Origin of the sequence: Lactobacillus juensis (assembly GCF_036246285.1) — a bacterium.
In the GTDB taxonomy this organism is placed as follows: Bacteria; Bacillota; Bacilli; order Lactobacillales; family Lactobacillaceae; genus Lactobacillus; species Lactobacillus juensis.
In genome coordinates this window covers 372,662-389,630 of the sequence record NZ_BTTS01000001.1, presented here as the reverse complement: position 1 = coordinate 389,630, position 16,969 = coordinate 372,662, and the positions used below count along the sequence as shown (strand labels likewise).

Annotated in this window: 17 protein-coding genes; 15 read left to right on the top strand and 2 right to left on the bottom strand. The window is 36.9% G+C overall.

Annotation, left to right across the window (positions count from 1 at the left end):
• The first annotated feature begins 27 nt into the window (after positions 1 to 27).
• The 5 genes from cmk to AAA926_RS01870 all read left to right on the top strand — a co-directional run bounded on the left by cmk (position 28) and on the right by AAA926_RS01870 (position 5,191).
• Complete coding sequence (gene cmk / locus AAA926_RS01890; RefSeq protein ID WP_198179296.1) at positions 28 to 702, top strand: (d)CMP kinase; 675 nt, start codon at positions 28 to 30, stop codon at positions 700 to 702.
• Between the two features lie 72 nt (positions 703 to 774).
• Positions 775 to 1,980, top strand: coding sequence for a 30S ribosomal protein S1 (rpsA, locus tag AAA926_RS01885; protein ID WP_046332073.1), 1,206 nt, complete (start codon positions 775 to 777; stop codon positions 1,978 to 1,980).
• Between the two features lie 59 nt (positions 1,981 to 2,039).
• Positions 2,040 to 3,350: a ribosome biogenesis GTPase Der gene (der, locus tag AAA926_RS01880; protein ID WP_198179294.1), complete on the top strand. Its 1,311-nt coding sequence runs from the start codon at positions 2,040 to 2,042 to the stop codon at positions 3,348 to 3,350.
• A gap of 184 nt (positions 3,351 to 3,534) precedes the next feature.
• A complete protein-coding gene (hbs, locus tag AAA926_RS01875) occupies positions 3,535 to 3,810 on the top strand; it encodes a non-specific DNA-binding protein Hbs (protein ID WP_198179292.1) in 276 nt (91 codons plus the stop codon).
• A gap of 124 nt (positions 3,811 to 3,934) precedes the next feature.
• Positions 3,935 to 5,191, top strand: coding sequence for a tetratricopeptide repeat protein (locus AAA926_RS01870; protein WP_198179290.1), 1,257 nt, complete (start codon positions 3,935 to 3,937; stop codon positions 5,189 to 5,191).
• 152 nt (positions 5,192 to 5,343) lie between these two features.
• Here AAA926_RS01870 and AAA926_RS01865 read toward each other — a convergent pair whose 3' ends face one another.
• The gene (locus tag AAA926_RS01865; protein ID WP_198179288.1) at positions 5,344 to 6,231 is read right to left on the bottom strand and encodes a YitT family protein; all 888 of its coding nucleotides are present in this window, start codon (positions 6,229 to 6,231) and stop codon (positions 5,344 to 5,346) included.
• An 82-nt stretch (positions 6,232 to 6,313) separates the two neighbouring features.
• On the opposite strand from AAA926_RS01865, the gene AAA926_RS01860 reads away from it, so the two are divergent.
• Positions 6,314 to 7,513 carry a CCA tRNA nucleotidyltransferase gene (locus tag AAA926_RS01860; RefSeq protein WP_198179286.1) on the top strand — a complete coding sequence of 400 codons (1,200 nt, stop codon included), beginning with the start codon at positions 6,314 to 6,316 and terminating at the stop codon, positions 7,511 to 7,513.
• 1 nt (position 7,514) lies between these two features.
• Here AAA926_RS01860 and trhA read toward each other — a convergent pair whose 3' ends face one another.
• Positions 7,515 to 8,180 (bottom strand): PAQR family membrane homeostasis protein TrhA, encoded by a 666-nt coding sequence (gene trhA / locus AAA926_RS01855; RefSeq protein ID WP_198179284.1) that lies wholly within the window; start codon positions 8,178 to 8,180, stop codon positions 7,515 to 7,517.
• A gap of 120 nt (positions 8,181 to 8,300) precedes the next feature.
• Between trhA and AAA926_RS01850 the strand changes: the two genes are divergently transcribed.
• From AAA926_RS01850 to hslV, 9 genes are all read left to right on the top strand, one after another.
• Complete coding sequence (locus AAA926_RS01850; RefSeq protein WP_034979218.1) at positions 8,301 to 9,161, top strand: DegV family protein; 861 nt, start codon at positions 8,301 to 8,303, stop codon at positions 9,159 to 9,161.
• Positions 9,162 to 9,164: 3 nt separating this feature from the next.
• On the top strand, positions 9,165 to 9,395 hold the full coding sequence (locus AAA926_RS01845; protein ID WP_046324806.1) for a YozE family protein: 231 nt from the start codon (positions 9,165 to 9,167) through the stop codon (positions 9,393 to 9,395).
• Between the two features lie 51 nt (positions 9,396 to 9,446).
• Positions 9,447 to 10,286, top strand: coding sequence for a ribosome biogenesis GTPase YlqF (ylqF, locus tag AAA926_RS01840; protein WP_198179282.1), 840 nt, complete (start codon positions 9,447 to 9,449; stop codon positions 10,284 to 10,286).
• Positions 10,283 to 11,038: a ribonuclease HII gene (gene rnhB / locus AAA926_RS01835; RefSeq protein WP_198179280.1), complete on the top strand. Its 756-nt coding sequence runs from the start codon at positions 10,283 to 10,285 to the stop codon at positions 11,036 to 11,038. The genes ylqF and rnhB overlap by 4 nt, the downstream gene beginning before the upstream one ends.
• A gap of 44 nt (positions 11,039 to 11,082) precedes the next feature.
• Positions 11,083 to 11,934, top strand: coding sequence for a DNA-processing protein DprA (dprA, locus tag AAA926_RS01830; protein ID WP_198179278.1), 852 nt, complete (start codon positions 11,083 to 11,085; stop codon positions 11,932 to 11,934).
• Positions 11,935 to 11,995: 61 nt separating this feature from the next.
• Positions 11,996 to 14,107, top strand: coding sequence for a type I DNA topoisomerase (gene topA / locus AAA926_RS01825; RefSeq protein ID WP_198179276.1), 2,112 nt, complete (start codon positions 11,996 to 11,998; stop codon positions 14,105 to 14,107).
• 87 nt (positions 14,108 to 14,194) lie between these two features.
• A complete protein-coding gene (gene trmFO / locus AAA926_RS01820; protein WP_198179274.1) occupies positions 14,195 to 15,511 on the top strand; it encodes a methylenetetrahydrofolate--tRNA-(uracil(54)-C(5))-methyltransferase (FADH(2)-oxidizing) TrmFO in 1,317 nt (438 codons plus the stop codon).
• On the top strand, positions 15,511 to 16,440 hold the full coding sequence (gene xerC, locus AAA926_RS01815; RefSeq protein ID WP_198179580.1) for a tyrosine recombinase XerC: 930 nt from the start codon (positions 15,511 to 15,513) through the stop codon (positions 16,438 to 16,440). Before trmFO ends, xerC begins: the two co-directional genes overlap by 1 nt.
• Positions 16,437 to 16,961 carry an HslVU peptidase proteolytic subunit gene (gene hslV, locus AAA926_RS01810; RefSeq protein ID WP_046332086.1) on the top strand — a complete coding sequence of 175 codons (525 nt, stop codon included), beginning with the start codon at positions 16,437 to 16,439 and terminating at the stop codon, positions 16,959 to 16,961. The genes xerC and hslV overlap by 4 nt, the downstream gene beginning before the upstream one ends.
• The last annotated feature ends 8 nt before the right edge of the window (positions 16,962 to 16,969 follow it).

Here is a 16,969-nt window from a genome sequence, read left to right as displayed (position 1 = left end):
TGGGACTTAGGTCCCTTTTTTATTGGAATGCAAATAGCAATTGATGGTCCAGCTTCAGCTGGAAAAAGTACTGTAGCAAAAATTATTGCCCATAAGCTTAATTTTACATATATTGATACTGGCGCAATGTATCGAGCATCGACTTGGATTGCACGAGAAAATAACATTAAATATGGTGATGAAAAGGGAATTTTGACTGCAATTGACCATGAAAAGATTGAATTTAAGTTTAACAATGGCCAGCAGAAAATATATGCCGGTAATAAAGATATAACTCAAGCAATACGTACTCCTGAAATTTCAGCTAATGTGTCTCAAGTTTCAGCATTAGCCGGCATCAGGGAAAAAATGGTTAGTCTCCAAAGGCAAATGGCTGGTGAAATGAATGTGGTGATGGATGGCCGTGATATTGGCACTACTGTTTTACCTCACGCTGCAGTTAAAATCTTTTTGGTTGCTTCAGTTCACTCTCGCGCTGAGAGAAGAATGCTCGATTTTAAGGAAAGAGGGATTGAAACCAGTCAAACTCTTGAAGAAATTGAGCACGACATTTCAGAAAGAGATTACAAGGATTCACACCGTCAAATTTCACCTTTAAAAAAAGCACAGGATGCAGTTGAAATAGACACAACTTCTATGAGTATTGATCAGGTCGTCGAGGCAATTTTATCTGAAATTAAAAAAAGTCAAAAAAAACTATAAAAAAGAATATAAAACAGTAGAAAAATATCAAACTTTCATTTAGAATTAGAGTATGATATTGGGAGGTAAATAATGTCAGAAAACAGTAATCAATTTTTAGATGCATTAAAGCAAATGCAAGGAGTTGAGGTCGGAGATATTGTAGATGTTGAAGTATTAGACGTTGAAGAAGGTCAAATCGATGTTGGTGTTGAAAATGCCGGTATTGAAGGTGTAATTCCGCGTCGTGAATACACTTCGGATCGCAACGTTGACCTACGTGAGGCAGTTAAGCCAGGTGATAAACTCAAAGCTTTAGTCTTAAGAAAAGCTGGCGGTGATAAGGAAAATGGTGAATTTTTCTTTTCAGTTACTCGTTTAAAGGAAAGAGAAGCTTACGACGAGTTGCAAAAAGACTTTGAAGAAGGCAAAACAATCGAAGGTACGGTAACCTCTTCTGTTCGTGGCGGTTTATTAGTTGATGTAGGCACAAGAGGATTTTTGCCTGCTTCATTAATTTCAAATCGTTACGTTTCAGACCTTAAGCCATTCATTGGTAAAACAATGAAACTTAAGATTACAGAGATTGATCCAAGTAAGAATCGTTTAATCCTTTCTCATAAAGACTTGATTGAAGAAGAACGTGAAGAAGCTTTTGATAAGGTTGCATCACAACTAGTTGTGGGTGATGTTGTTGAAGGTAAAGTTTCTCGTCTAACTAACTTTGGCGCTTTTGTTGATGTAGGCGGCGTGGACGGTTTAGTTCATATCTCCGAGATTTCATATAAACATGTTGACAAGCCAAGCGATGTTTTAAAGGCTGGCCAAGATGTAAAAGTTAAAGTAATAGGTATTGATGATGATAGACATCGCATCTCCCTTTCAATTAAGCAGACCGAACCTTCTCCATTCGAACAAGCTACAGCTGACTTACACGAAGGTGATGTGTTTGAAGGTGAAGTTAAGTCTTTAACTAACTTTGGCGCTTTTGTTGAAGTTGCTGATGGTATTCAAGGTTTAGTTCATGTTTCAGAAATATCATATAAACACGTAGACAAGCCAAGTGATGTTTTAAAAGTTGGTCAAAAAGTTAAAGTTAAAGTTTTAAATATTGACCCTAATGAACATCGCATTTCACTTTCTATGAAAGCTGCTGAACCTAAGAATTCTGAAAATGAAGGAAATCGTTCACGTAATTCTTATAATCACAATTCTGTTAACAAGAAGTATATGAATAATGATGACAGTGGCTTTGCTTTAGGTGACATCATTGGTGACCAATTAAAGGATCGTCGTTAATTTAATAAAAAAAGCCGACTTTTGAGTCGGTTTTTTTATTTGTAAAAGGAGGCTGAAAAATGGTTTTACCCGTAGTTGCAATTGTAGGACAGCCTAATGTTGGTAAATCAACGCTTTTCAACCGTATTATTAATCAACGTTTAGCAATAGTAGAAGATAAACCAGGTGTAACCAGAGACCGAAATTATGCTCCAGCTGAGTGGCTAGGACATAAGTTTGATCTAATAGATACTGGCGGAATTACATGGGCAAATAGTAATATTGAAGAAGAAATCAGGGCGCAAGCAGAAATAGCGATTGAAGAAGCTGATGTCATTGTTTTTTTAACTAATGTTACTAATCATGTTACTAATCTTGATGAACGGATAGCTCAAATGCTTTATCAAACTAAAAAGCCAGTGATTTTAGCAGTTAACAAAGCAGATAATCCTGAACAACGCATGGACATTTATGACTTTTACAGTTTAGGTTTTGGTGATCCAATCCCAATTTCCAGTGTACATGGAACGGGTATTGGAGATCTACTTGATCAAATAGTAGCTAGCTTGCCTAAAGATATGAGCGTGAACGATAATGAGCAGATATCATTTAGTGTTATTGGTAGGCCCAATGTAGGTAAATCTTCAATTGTTAATCGTTTGGTAGGCGAGAAAAGGGTGATCGTTAATAACGAAGAAGGAACCACCCGAGATGCTGTCGACACACCGTTTAAAACTAAAGACGGCACAAAATTCAGAATTGTAGATACGGCAGGTATCAGACGGCGAGGAAAAGTTTATGAAAAAACTGAAAAATATTCAGTAATGAGAGCGATGGGGGCAATTGAACATTCTGATGTTGTCTGCTTGGTTCTTGATGCCAGTACAGGTATCAGGGAACAGGATAAACATGTTGCCGGCTATGCTCATGATGCTGGACGCGGCCTTATTATTTTGGTTAATAAATGGGACTTACCAAAGAAAACCAGCAATAGTGGCAAAGACTTTGAAGAAACTATTCGAACTGAATTTCAGTATCTTGATTATGCTCCAATCTTGTTTGTCTCGGCTAAAACTGGTCAAAATATAGAAAAGATTCCGAAACTAGTACAAACAGTTTATCGAAATCAACAACAGAGAATTAAGTCCAGTGTATTAAATGATCTCCTATTAGAAGCAAGCAAATTGGTGCCTACACCAATGATTAAAGGTAAAAGATTGCGGGTTTATTATATGACCCAAGTGTCTACTAATCCGCCAACATTTGTAGTTTTCGTAAATGATCCTGAATTAATGCATTTTTCTTATCAACGCTTTTTGATCAATCAGTTACGGGAAAATTTTGATTTTACGGGCACCCCAATTAAGATAATTGCACGAAAAAGAAAATAGTTTGTATCTACCAAATGCATAAAAATCACATTTTTAGATTAAATTGCTTGTTGTATCAAGGGTTTTGTGCTATTTTGAAATCAAGGAAATAGTGATTTGAATAATCATTTATTCCTTGTTCCTTATTTGAGGAACTAATCAGGAATCTTAAAGTAAGGTTCAAGTTTCAGGAGGTGAATTCCCAATGGCAAATAAAGCAGAATTAGTCACTGAAGTTGCATCAAAAACTAAGTTAACCAAAAAAGATGCGGCTACAGCTGTTGATGCAATTTTTAGTTCTATTCAAGATGACCTTTCTAAAGGCAAAAAAGTACAATTAATTGGTTTCGGAACTTTTGAAGTGCGTAAGCGTGCAGCCCGTAAAGGACGTAATCCACAAACTGGCAAAGAAATTCAAATTCCAGCAAGTGTTGTGCCAGCATTTAGACCTGGTAAAGCTCTTAAAGAAGCTGTTAAATAGCTTAATAGTTTTATCTAAAAAGATGGTGGCTAATTCGCTATCATCTTTTTTTGTGTTATCATTTAATAATGATTAATTGCCACAATGATTGGCATACTTAGATCAAAAAAATGGAGGAATGAGAATGAGCTACTCTGAACAGCTTCTTGATGCAATTGAGCAGCAGGACTTTTCTCAAGAAAAAATATTATTAAAAAAGGCTTTGGAGAATGATAAACCTGAAATTTTAGCATCATTAGCTGAAAATTTAGTGGGATTGGGTTTTTCTGATTTAGCTAAAGAAATATATCGCAGCTTAATTGCACGCTTTCCCCAAGAGGATCTATTTAAAATTTATTTAGCTGAGATTTTATTAAATGATGGCAAAGATGATGATGGTCTAACTTTGCTCTATAATATTGCTCCTGATTCTTCCTCTTATCTTGACAGCCTATTAGTTCAAGCCGATTATTATCAAACCAATGGATTGGTTGAGACGGCCTATCAAAAACTGTTAGAAGCAGAAAAAATTGCCCCAGATGAGGATGTCGTCAAGTTTGGTTTAGCTGAACTGGATTATCTTAGTGGTAACTATGAACGGGCTCTTAATAGATACCAAGATTTAATAAAACGACATAAAACCTTTAGTGAAGTGAATTTAAATGATCGCCTTTTTCAAACTCTTGCAAAATTAGGACGTTATGAAGAAGCCGGCGAAATCATTTCTAAAAATGGCAATGATATTCTCGATATTGATAGTAAATATCAGGCTGCATTAGTTATGTTAACTTTACATAAAGACGATCAGGCAATTAAATACTTAAATGAGGTAATTGATCAGAGTCCCGATTATGTAAATGCGTACCGCTTGCTAACTACAGCATACGAGCACAAGAACAATAATGAACAGGAATTACGTTCTGCTCAGGCCGGTCTTGCCTACAATGAACTAGATCCAGTTTTATACAAAAAGGGTGCACAAGCAGCAATTAAACTAAACGAATTAGATACTGCTGAAAACTTGCTAAAAAAGGGGATTAAAAATATTCCTGAAAGTTTTGACTTACGCATCCAGTTGTCTAATCTTTATGTTAAAGAAAATAAGAATGAAGAAAATATTGCTCTTTTTGCTAAAGTTGACGATGAAGATTTAGAGCCGCAAGTTCATTGGAATTTAGCTCTTTCTTACCAAAATTTAGACCAGAGCGCAAAAGCCAAAAGTGAATTTTTACTGGCATATCCTGAATTTAAAAACAATAGTACTTTTTTAAAGCAAATGATACGCTTTTTTAATACTGAACCGAATGCTAAAGAGATTGTCAGTGAGTTACTAAATTCGTATTTGAAACTTGAACCCGAAGATACTGAAATGCAGGATTTATATGATGAATTACGGACATAATGGGAAGTACACAAGCAGTTAGCAGATAAAAAATATCTCTTACTTTTGTTCAAATTTCACTATTTAAAAATTTAACAGGCTAATAGATCATTATAGGTTTATTAGCCTGTTGTTTTTTACTAGCTCTCACTGAATTAGCTTGAAGTTAAAAATTATTTTCTAATCAAAAGATGATGGCTTTTTTGCTTATAAGTAAAACCCTCTCCTAAGACTTCATGTACTTCAATGACGCTTACAAAAGCCTGAGGGTCTTCTGCAGCTATTAACTCTTTTACTAATGGAATTTCTCGTGGAGAAACTACCAGATAGATTACAGGGCGCTTAGTTTTTTTATAACCACCGCGAGCTTCAAAATAAGTAAAGCCTCGGTCTAATTTAAGGTCTATCATTTTGGCTATTTGCTGATAATTATCCGAAATAATAATTAAGCCACGTGCAGAATAGGCTCCTTGTTGCACTGCATCCATCACCCTGGAAAGAATGAATGCAGCTACCAGGGTATACATAATATGCTTAAGGTCTAAATATGATAGAGATGACAATAAAATAATCGTGTCACAGAACAATAAAACTTTGCCAGAAGACATGCCATATTTCATTTGCATAATGCGGGCAATGATGTCTGTCCCTCCGGAAGTGCCGTTATATCGAAAAACCAGGCCCAGACCAAGACCAGAAAGTGTTCCGGCAAGTATCGCGGATAAGAAGAGGTCGTGTTCTAAGTTCAATTGATATATAATAGGAATTAAGCGCCAGAACCATAAGAAAAATGACAGCCATAAGGTTCCCCAGATAGTATAGGCTAAGAGTCTTTTCCCCATGAAACGATAGCCCAAAATAATTAAAGGGATATTTAATAACAGAGATGACAGGCCCATATTAATGCCCCAGAAGTGTCTCAAAAGCAAAGTAATGCCACTAATGCCACCATCTGTGAGCTGGTTTGGCACTGAGATCATGTCAAGACTGAGGCCATAAATGCCACAGCCAATCATAATCATTATAAGTTCAAAAATAATTCTTTTGTTGTTTTTTTGCATAATAGAACTTTTCCTTTAAATTAGTACTTTAAAACTACCACAAATTAAAAATAAAAACACAGATAAATGAGTTGATAAAATAATGTTAAAAATAAATAATTTACCACCGATTTTTACAGCCGCGTTTCCAGTGCTTAAGCAATTAGAACAAGCTGGCTATGAAGCTTATTTTGTTGGAGGGTCAATCCGTGATTTGATTTTAAACAGACCCATTCATGACATTGATATTGCTAGTAGCGCATATCCAGAAGAAGTAAAAAGACTCTTTCCCAAAACTATCGATACGGGAATTAAACATGGTACAGTTACTGTTTTAAATGATGGCGCTAGTTATGAAATTACCACGTTTAGAACAGAATCAGGCTACCAAGACTTTCGCAGACCGGATCATGTCACTTTTGTGCAAAATCTGGCTGAAGATTTGAAAAGGCGCGATTTTACCATCAATGCATTGGCAATGAATAGAACCGGTGAAGTAATCGATCTTTTTAATGGATTAGGGGATTTGCAAAAGCACCTTATTAAAGCAGTAGGAGATCCTATGAAAAGATTTCATGAAGATGCTTTACGTATGATGAGAGCAGTCCGCTTCATGAGTCAGCTTAATTTTGATATTGAATCTCAAACTAAAGAAGCAGTAAGTGACTTACATCAGTTATTGTCCAAGATTTCAGTCGAAAGAATTCGTGATGAATTTGTCAAAATGGGTACTGGAATAAATTCCCGGGATGCCTTCAAAATCTTTTTACAAACTAAATTAAGTGAAAGTGTGCCAGATTTTGCTGGTAAAAGTGATTTATTGGCAATATATCCAAAATTGAAATTTAATCCCAGTATGGAAACTAGCCTATGGTCTATAATTATTATTTTGTTAAAAATTTCAGATGACCAAATAGCTCGTTTCATGCGTGATTGGAAAAATTCAAATGCTATGACAGAAAAAGTTAGAAAAATTGTGGCTCTGTTTGATTTGATTTCTGAGAAATCGCCTTCTGATCTTGAACTGTTTAATGCTGGCAAGGAAATCTTGCTAAACACAATAGATGTGGCGCATATTTTAGGACAGCCAGTCAATTCCGAAGCATTGGTCGACCGCTATACTGCTTTGCCAATCAAGTCAATGTCAGAATTAGCTGTTGACGGACAATTTTTAATTGCAAACGGTATAAAACCTGGTCCGAAATTGGGCCAAATCCTCAATCAAATTAAGCAAAAAGTTATTGCAGGTGAGTTAAACAACTCTGAGGATGATATTCAAGACTATTTGCAGCAAATAGATTAACCTAGACGTAGAATAGCACAGAGAAAAACATTAAAGTTGAGCCTAAAATGACAAATAGGTGCCAAATTACGTGAATAAAGGGAATTCTTTTCATTGTATACAATAGGGCACCTACCGTATAAGCTACACCGCCGCTAACTAAAAGCCAAAATCCAACAGGACTGAGCCGAACATACAAATGGTTACCAGCTAAAATTACTAGCCAACCCATGGCTACATATAAAATAGTATCTAATATGACATGTTTACCTCGGTTAAAAATGTAGTAAATGATACCAAATATTGCAATTAGCCAAACTAGAGTAAACAACATTATGCCCCATTTGCCACCAATCGCTACCAGGGAAAAGGGAGTGTATGATCCTGCAATCAGCAAAAAAATTGATGAATGATCAAAAATTTGGAAAACATTGCGGGCTCGAGTGAAGATGAGACTATGAAAAAGTGTAGAGAAAAGATAAAGCAGCAGCAAACATGAACCATAAATAGTAAATGTAACAATTCTCAGGGGACTATGAGTTGAAACGGCTTTAATAATTAGTAGCACTAATCCTGCAACTGCTAGGCAAAAGCCAATTCCATGCGTGACAGCACTAAGAATGTTATCTACTAAGTAATATGTTTTTGATCTCTGCGCAGGTTCCTGCCAAATTTTTTGCAATTTCATTATGAAACAGTTTGTTCGCTTTCTTTTTTTTACTAGTTTTTTTGCTATAATAATTATAATTAATACAGTTCACATTCTATCATAAATGAGAACATCAAATCAGAATTGAGGGCGAGTACGTTGTCAGAAATAAAAATTTTGACTGATTCTTCCGCGCAATTAACACCGGAAGAAATAAAAAAATATCATATCACCGTTGTGCCTTTATCGGTCACAATCGATGGTGATACTTATCTTGACGGAGTGGAAATAACCAGACAGCAATTTGTCCAAAAAATGAGTGAATCTAAAAAGTTGCCAACTACGAGTCAACCACCTATAGGAACCATGGTTGATACGATTAATGAGTTAACTAAAGATGGTAGCGAAGTCATTGGCATATTTTTGGCGAAGGTATTAAGCGGCACAATTGATGCGGCTCGTCAGGCAGTTAAGCTAACTGGTAAATCAGATCTGGTACATATAGTTGACTCTGAATTAACTGATCGTTCTGAAGGATTTCAGGTTTTGGCAGCCGCGCGAGATATTGCCGCTGGCAAAAGTATTCCTGAAATTTTGGCTCATATTGAAAAAATTAAAAAAACTCAGCGTTTGCATTTACTTATTGTCAATTTAGAAAATGTGGTTAAAGGTGGACGCCTAGGTCCTTTGGCTGGTAAAATTGTCAACATGCTTAATATACACATTGAATTGCAGATGCCGAATGGTCATTTGAAAATTGCTAAAAAGGGCAGAGGCAAAAAATTTTCTTTAGCTTTTGATAAGCGCATTTTAGATGAAATTGAGGCCAACAAAGAAAAAATTAAGGAAGTTGGTATCTCATACGTTGCAACAGGCAGCACACCGCAAAAGCTACTCGATTTTGCCCAAAAAATTAAAGATATTAATTCCAAAATTGACGTTTTAGTGCGAGAAACCAGTCCTATTATTGCAACGCATGCAGGGATGGGTGCTTATGCAGTTTTGTATTATACGGAGTAAAAATTGGCATATAGAGAAAGCTTTTATCGCTATCTAATGACTCAGCGCAATGCTGATTCAAATGATGAAGTTGCGCAGTTTGCAAACAATGCACAAAATGATCAGACTTTTCCTAAGCAAGAGCAAAATTATGAAAAATTATCTGATTATCTTGAACTTAATGCTGGCTATTTACCAAGCATGAGCATTTTTGACAAAGCATATCAAATGTATCGTGAAAAGATGACGTATTAAATTAGGGCTCCTAGGTGCTATGGGGCCCTTTTCACGTAAGAAAGGCAAAAAATGGTTAATATTCAGTGGTATCCCGGGCATATGAACAAAGCGCGGAATCAGCTTGAAGATAAAATGAATTTAATTGATGTCATTATAGAAGTTTTAGATGCACGTATTCCTCAATCGTCACGCAATCCGATGATCGAAAAACTTGTAGGTGACAAACCGCATTTAATTATTTTAAATAAAGCTGATTTGGCAGATCCAGTGATGACTAAAAGGTGGCAGAAAAAGTTTACCACTAAAGGAAAGTTTGTGATGGCTCTGGATTCTCTTCATAATACCAATATGCAAGTGCTAGTGAAGATGATCAAAAAAGCTGCTGCAGCGAAAATTAAAAAATTACAACAAAAAGGTGCAACTAGTCCTGTCATCAGAGTTGCAATAGCTGGAATTCCCAATTGTGGCAAGTCCACAATTATTAACCGTCTTGTTGGTCGCAATGTGACTCAGGTTGGTAATAAGCCAGGCGTAACCAAAGGGCAAAATTGGCTCAAAACAGCCGATAACATTCAGATTTTAGATACTCCCGGCATTCTGTGGCCTAAATTCGAAGATCAAACAGTCGGATTAAAGCTTGCGGCACTTGGAGCAATTAAGGATACTGTTTTCAGCGCTGATGATGTTGCCTTATTTTTATTAGCAAATTTACGTAAACACTATTTAAATGATTTAAGCAAGTTTGCTAGAACTTCCAAAGAAGAAATTCAACACATTAATGATACTGATCTGTTACTGGGACTAACGGAAGAATATGGTATGCGTGACGATTATGATCGGTTTTCTATGTATTTATTGCAAAGATTGCGTAAAGGAAAAGTGGGAAGGATTACTTTGGATCGATTATGACAATTGGTGAAATAAAAAAATTACTGGCACAGGGCTCACTCAATAATGAAGATTTGAGTATTTTAGAAAATGATACTCGTGTGGGTGTCCAAAAGCTCTTACTAAGTTATCATAATCGTCAGCAAAAATTAGCCAAGAAAAAAGCCGCATTCATAAAAAGATTTGCCTATGAAAAAACTTTTTGGGCAAAAAAAGAGATTGTTGCAGGGGTAGATGAAGTCGGCAGAGGACCGTTAGCCGGTCCTGTTGTGACAGCCGCCGTAATCATTGATGACAGCTTTGATTTGACTGATGTCAATGACTCTAAAAAATTAAGCGCCAGTCGCCGCCAAGAATTATATCCCTTAATTTTAAAGGAAGCAGTTAGTGTGGCAATCGGCTTAAAAAGTCCGCAAGTGATTGATGAAATAAATATTTATGAAGCAGATCGTTTGGCAATGGCTGAGGCTGTAAAGAATTTAGACGTTAAGCCTGATGCTTTGCTTGTTGATGCTATGCAAGTACCGGTTAAATTGCCGCAGGTTCGGTTAATAAAAGGTGACGCTAAATCAAATTCAATTGCTGCTGCTTCAATTGTTGCCAAAGTATTCAGGGATAACTTGATGGCAGACTATGCCAAAATTTATCCCGAGTATCATTTTGATGAAAATGCTGGCTATGGCACTCAAGCTCATCTTCAAGCACTGGCAAAATATGGACCAACGCCAATTCATCGTAAAACTTTTGCACCAGTGAATTCTTTTTATAAATAAAAAATATTCCTCCTTTTTACGTATTTGTATTTAGGAGGTTTTTTATGAAGATTACCAATTTTCTTTTGCGCTTAAAATTACAAAAAGGTATTGGATATGTTAAGATGTTACAAGTTGCTAGTCAATTGCAAGTTGCTGATATTGATATTCAAACTATTAAAAACTTGAATTTGACCAGTAATTTGATAAATGTCTGTCTGAATGCTTATAATGACAGATATGCGGATAAAATGATCAGAAGAATAGAAAAGCAATGTCGGGTTATTAGCTTTTTTGACGCAGAATATCCCGAAAAACTACGACAAATATACCAGCCACCTTTAATTTTATTTTTACAGGGGAATCGGGAACTACTTCAACAAAAAATCATAACAATTGTCGGCTCCCGTCAAGCCACTAATTATAGCAGAGTAGTTTTGAATAAACTTGTGCCCAATCTAATAAAAGATGATTTTATTATTGCCAGTGGACTGGCTAAAGGTGTGGACGTTATGGCACATAAGGCAGCACTGAAATTTAATGGTCAAACAATTGCAGTGGTGGGCAATGGTTTAAACCATTTTTATCCGCAGATAAATCATCAGGTGCAAGAAGAAATTGCTCAAAAAGGCTTATTAGTGAGTGAATATTTGCCTGATACTCCACCAAAGCCTTATAGATTTCCCCAGCGAAACAGAATTTTGGCTGGGATAGCTGAAAGTGTAATTGTTACTGAGGCAAAGCAGAAGTCAGGCTCTCTAATTACAGCAAACATAGCTCTACAAGAAAATCGGGACATTTATGCTTTACCTGGTCCTATTACCAGTGAACTATCTCAAGGACCCAATAAACTAATTCAAGCAGGTGCTTATCCGATCACTGATTTTGATTTGCAACTTGAAAGATTTGACAATTAGTAGTTAAATATTCTATTCTCAAATGAGTATTTAAAAAAAGAATTTAATGAGGAGGCTTTTGATGCCTACTAAATCAAAGCCAAAGAAACGTAAGAAGACACTAGTAATAGTTGAGTCTCCGGCTAAGGCTAAAACAATTGAAAAATATTTAGGACGTAATTATCGTGTAATTGCTTCTAAAGGTCATATTCGTGACTTGCCAAAGTCGCAAATGGGAATTGATTTTGATAATAATTATAAGCCAAAATATATTTCTATTAGAGGTAAGGGCGACACTATTAAGGAACTTAAGTCGGAAGCTAAAAAAGCCAAAGATGTTTATTTGGCGTCTGACCCGGACCGTGAAGGTGAAGCAATTGCCTGGCATGTTGCTCATGTGCTCAATTTAGATCAAAAAGATAAAAATCGCGTTACCTTTAATGAGGTAACAAAGGACGCTGTCAAAAACAGCTTTAAAAACCCAAGAACAATCGACATGGACACTGTCAATGCACAGCAGGCCCGCCGTATTTTAGACAGAATCGTTGGTTACTCGCTTTCGCCAATTTTGTGGGAAAAGGTCAAAAAAGGACTGAGTGCCGGACGTGTTCAATCAGTCGCATTAAAATTGGTCATTGATCGCGAAAAAGAGATCAAAAACTTTAAGCCACAGGAATATTGGACAATTGAGGCAGAATTTAAGAAATTAAAAAAGACTTTCAATGGCCAGTTTTGGGGTATTAATGGCAAAAAGACGGATTTATCCGATAATGATTCTGTCCAAAAAGTTTTGGCTAAAATTGATAAAAAGAAAAGCTTTCAAGTCGAAAATGTGGTTAAACGTGAGCGCAGGCGGCAGCCTGCCGCTCCCTTTACAACTTCAACGATGCAGCAGGAAGCAAATAAACGCTTAAATTATCGCACCCGCAGAACAATGAGTATTGCGCAGCAACTGTATGAAGGGATTAGTTTAGGCAAACAGGGAACTGTTGGTTTGATCACCTATATGAGAACTGATTCCAAACGCACATCCCCAGTTGCTCAAGCCGAAGCATCTAAATTTTTAAATGAAAATTATGGTAAAGAATATGCTGCCAAAGGAGCACGCCATTTTAAAAATCAAGAGGATGCTCAAGATGCCCATGAAGCTATTAGGCCAACTAGTGTTTATCGCACCCCAGAGTCTCTCAAGTCTGTTTTAACTACTGAACAATATCGTTTGTATAAGTTGATTTGGTCTAGATTTTTGGCCAGTGAAATGACTCCCGCTGTTTACGACACAGTAAGAGCAGATATTACGCAAAATGGAGTGATATTCAGAACTACGGGCTCAAAAATGAAATTTGCCGGCTTTACTAAAGTTTATGATAATCAACAGGAAAAAAATGTTGAATTACCTGAATTAAATGACGGAGATATGGTTAAATTAGCCAAATCTGATAATAAACAACATTTTACTATGCCACCTGCCAGATACACGGAGGCCAGCTTAGTTCATTCGCTTGAGGAAAATGGTGTTGGTCGTCCTTCGACCTATGCACCAACTATTGATACGATTCAACGTCGTTATTATGTCAAATTGGATGGTAAATCAATTGTCCCAACTGAACTGGGAGAAATTGTAGACAATTTAATTGAGAAATTTTTCCCGGATATTGTCAACATTGACTTCACAGCGCAACTAGAAAATGATCTCGACGGTATTGAAGAGGGCAAGAAAAATTGGGTCAAAGTAATTGATGATTATTACCATCCCTTTAAAAAAGAACTAGATAAAGCCGATGCTGATATCAAAAAGGTGCAGATTAAAGATGAACCTGCTGGTTTTAATTGTGATATCTGTGGGGCGCCGATGGTTATTAAAATGGGACGCTATGGTAAATTTTACGCCTGTTCACGTTTTCCGGATTGTCGCAATACAAAGGCAATTGTAAAAAAGGTTGGCGTTATTTGTCCAAAATGTGGCAAAGGTGACGTGATTGAGAAAAAATCAAAACGTAACCGCAAGTTCTATGGCTGTTCCCGTTATCCTGATTGTGACTTTGTTTCTTGGGACAAGCCTATTAACCGAAATTGCCCTAACTGTGGTCATTTTCTAGTTGAAAAACGAAATAAAAAAGGACCTGTTGTTCTTTGTCCAAATGGCGATTATAAAGAAGAAACGAGTGCTGAAAAAGATACTGTAGAAAGTTAAATTTATGTTAATATCATCAGATCAGTCATGATTTGATGATATTCTTGTATATAAAGTAAAATAATTTTAGTAAAGGAATATGATCATATGCCAGAAAGAGTAACTGTAATTGGTGGCGGCTTGGCCGGAAGTGAGGCAGCCTGGCAACTTGCAAAACGTGGTATCACTGTCGATTTATACGAAATGCGCCCTAAAAAAATGACCCCGGCGCATAAAACAGATCGGCTGGCTGAACTGGTGTGCACGAATTCAATGCGTTCAAATCAGTTATCTAATGCTGTAGGTTTATTAAAAGAAGAAATGCGTCAGCTTGATTCACTGATTATGACAGCTGCTGACCATTCCCAGGTACCTGCTGGTGGAGCATTAGCAGTTGATAGAACTCAATTCAGTGACTATGTCACAAATAAGCTACACGCACTGCCAAATATTAATTTTCATACTGAAGAGATTACCCAGATTCCAACCGATCGAATTGCAATTATTGCTACGGGTCCATTGACTAGTGATAAACTGGCCGAAGAGATACAGAAGTTTTCAGGTAATGAAAGTCTGCACTTTTTTGACGCAGCGGCACCTATAATTGCTGCCGATTCGATTGATATGGATATCGTTTATAAGAAATCTCGTTATGACAAAGGTGAAGCTGCATATCTAAATTGTCCTATGACAAAGGAAGAATATGAAAAATTTGCTCGGGAATTGGTTAATGCGGAGACTGCAGAAGTTCACAGCTTTGAAAACAGTGACGTTTTTGAGGGCTGTATGCCGATTGAAGTTATGGCTCAAAGAGGTATGAAAACTATGCTTTTTGGTCCTCTTAAACCTGTAGGACTAGAAAATCCAGCTACTGGAAAGACTCCCTACGCTGTTGTTCAGCTTAGACAAGATAATGCTGTAGCTTCAATGTATAACGTCGTTGGCTTCCAGACTCATCTAAAATATGGTGAACAAAAGCGAGTTTTTGGCATGATTCCAGGTCTGGCTCATGCTCGTTTTATCAGATACGGCAAAATGCATCGCAATACTTACATGGCTTCTCCAGCGGTATTATCTGCCGCATATGAAACCAAAAAGCAACCAGGTCTATTCTTTGCAGGACAAGTGACTGGAGTTGAAGGATATGTTGAAAGTGCTGGCAGTGGCCTGGTTTCTGGGATTAACGCTGCTAGAAGAGCAATTGGCCAAGAACCGGTTGCTTTTCCTAAACAAACAGCTTTAGGATCAATGGCTAATTACGTAACTACTGCTGACATTAAGCATTTTCAACCTATGAATGCCAGTTTTGCATTAATTCCAGGACTTGAAGGTCCTAAAGTGCGCAATAAGAAAGAGCGTCACTTAAAGATTAGTCAACGCGGCTTAGAATGTTTGAAGGAATTTCAACTGGAAGTGCTGCAATAATGGACGCTAAAAAAGATGAGCTGCTAAACCTGTTCACATCCTATTTGCGTAATGAAAGACAGTATAGTTCTAAAACAATAAAGGCTTATCAAACAGATTTGCTTGAGGCTGAAAAATTTTGGCAAGAAAATGGCGGCTTTAATGGTTGGACAAAAATAGACAGACGTGATGTTGAAATTTTTTTACAAAACTTAACAGAACGCAATTTAGCGCGCTCGACGCAGTCGCGTAAAATGTCTAGCCTCAGGTCGTTTTATCACTTTTTAACTAGACGAAAAATTGTTAAAATAGATCCAACGCAAACAATTGTTTTGCGCACTAAAGAACGAAAGTTACCCCAGTTTTTTTATGCACCAGAAATGAAGCAGGTATTTGACTCTTTAAGTGGGAATGAACCCTTGACTTTACGTAATTTAGCATTAATTGAATTGTTTTATACTACTGGGATGAGGGTTAGCGAAGTAAGCAACTTAACAAGAAAGCAAGTAGATTTAGATTTAAAGATAATTCTGGTACACGGTAAAGGTAATAAAGACAGGTACGTTGCGTTTGATGATAAAACTAAAGCGGCTTTGGTTAATTATTTGGGAAACAGTCGTGATCAACTTGTAAAAGGTGATGATAGTTCAGATTATGTCTTTTTAAATAATAAAGGCAAACCATTAACGGATCGTGGCATCGAGTATATTATGCAAAGGGTTTTTAATAAGGCTGGCATTAATGGTAAGGTACACCCGCACGAATTGCGCCATTCATTTGCTACGGCAATGTTGAATAACGGTGCAGATTTACGCAGTGTACAAGAACTTTTAGGTCATGATAATTTATCAACTACCCAAATATATACACATGTGACTATGAGCCACTTACAGGCAAATTATGAAAAGTACTTTACTCGCAATGATAAGAAAGATGAGGCAAAAAAATGACAACAATATGTTCAGTCAAATTTAATGGAAAAACCGCAATTGCGGGAGATGGTCAGGTAACCTTAGGTGAAAAAGTAATCGCCAAAGCTACAGCTAAAAAGATTAGACGTATTTATCACGACCAGGTTGTAATTGGTTTTGCTGGTGGCGTAGCCGATGCAGTCAGTCTGCAAGATATGCTTGAAGGTAAATTGGAAGCTTTTGGGGGCGATTTGCGCAGGGCTGCTGTGGAAATGGCACAGGCATGGCGAAAAGACGCCACCCTGCAAAAACTGGAGGCCATGCTCATTGCTTTTAACGAAAAGGACCTTTTATTAATTTCCGGCAATGGTGAAGTGCTCGAACCAGATGAAAATGTGGTTGCGATCGGTTCTGGTGGCAACTTTGCTCAGGCTGCAGCCATCGCAATGACTAGACATTCGTCCAATATGAGTGCCAGTGAAATTGCTCATGAAGCTGTTGAAATTGCTTCCGGAATTGATATCTTTACTGATAACCAGATTATCACTGACGAATTGTAAAAAACGAG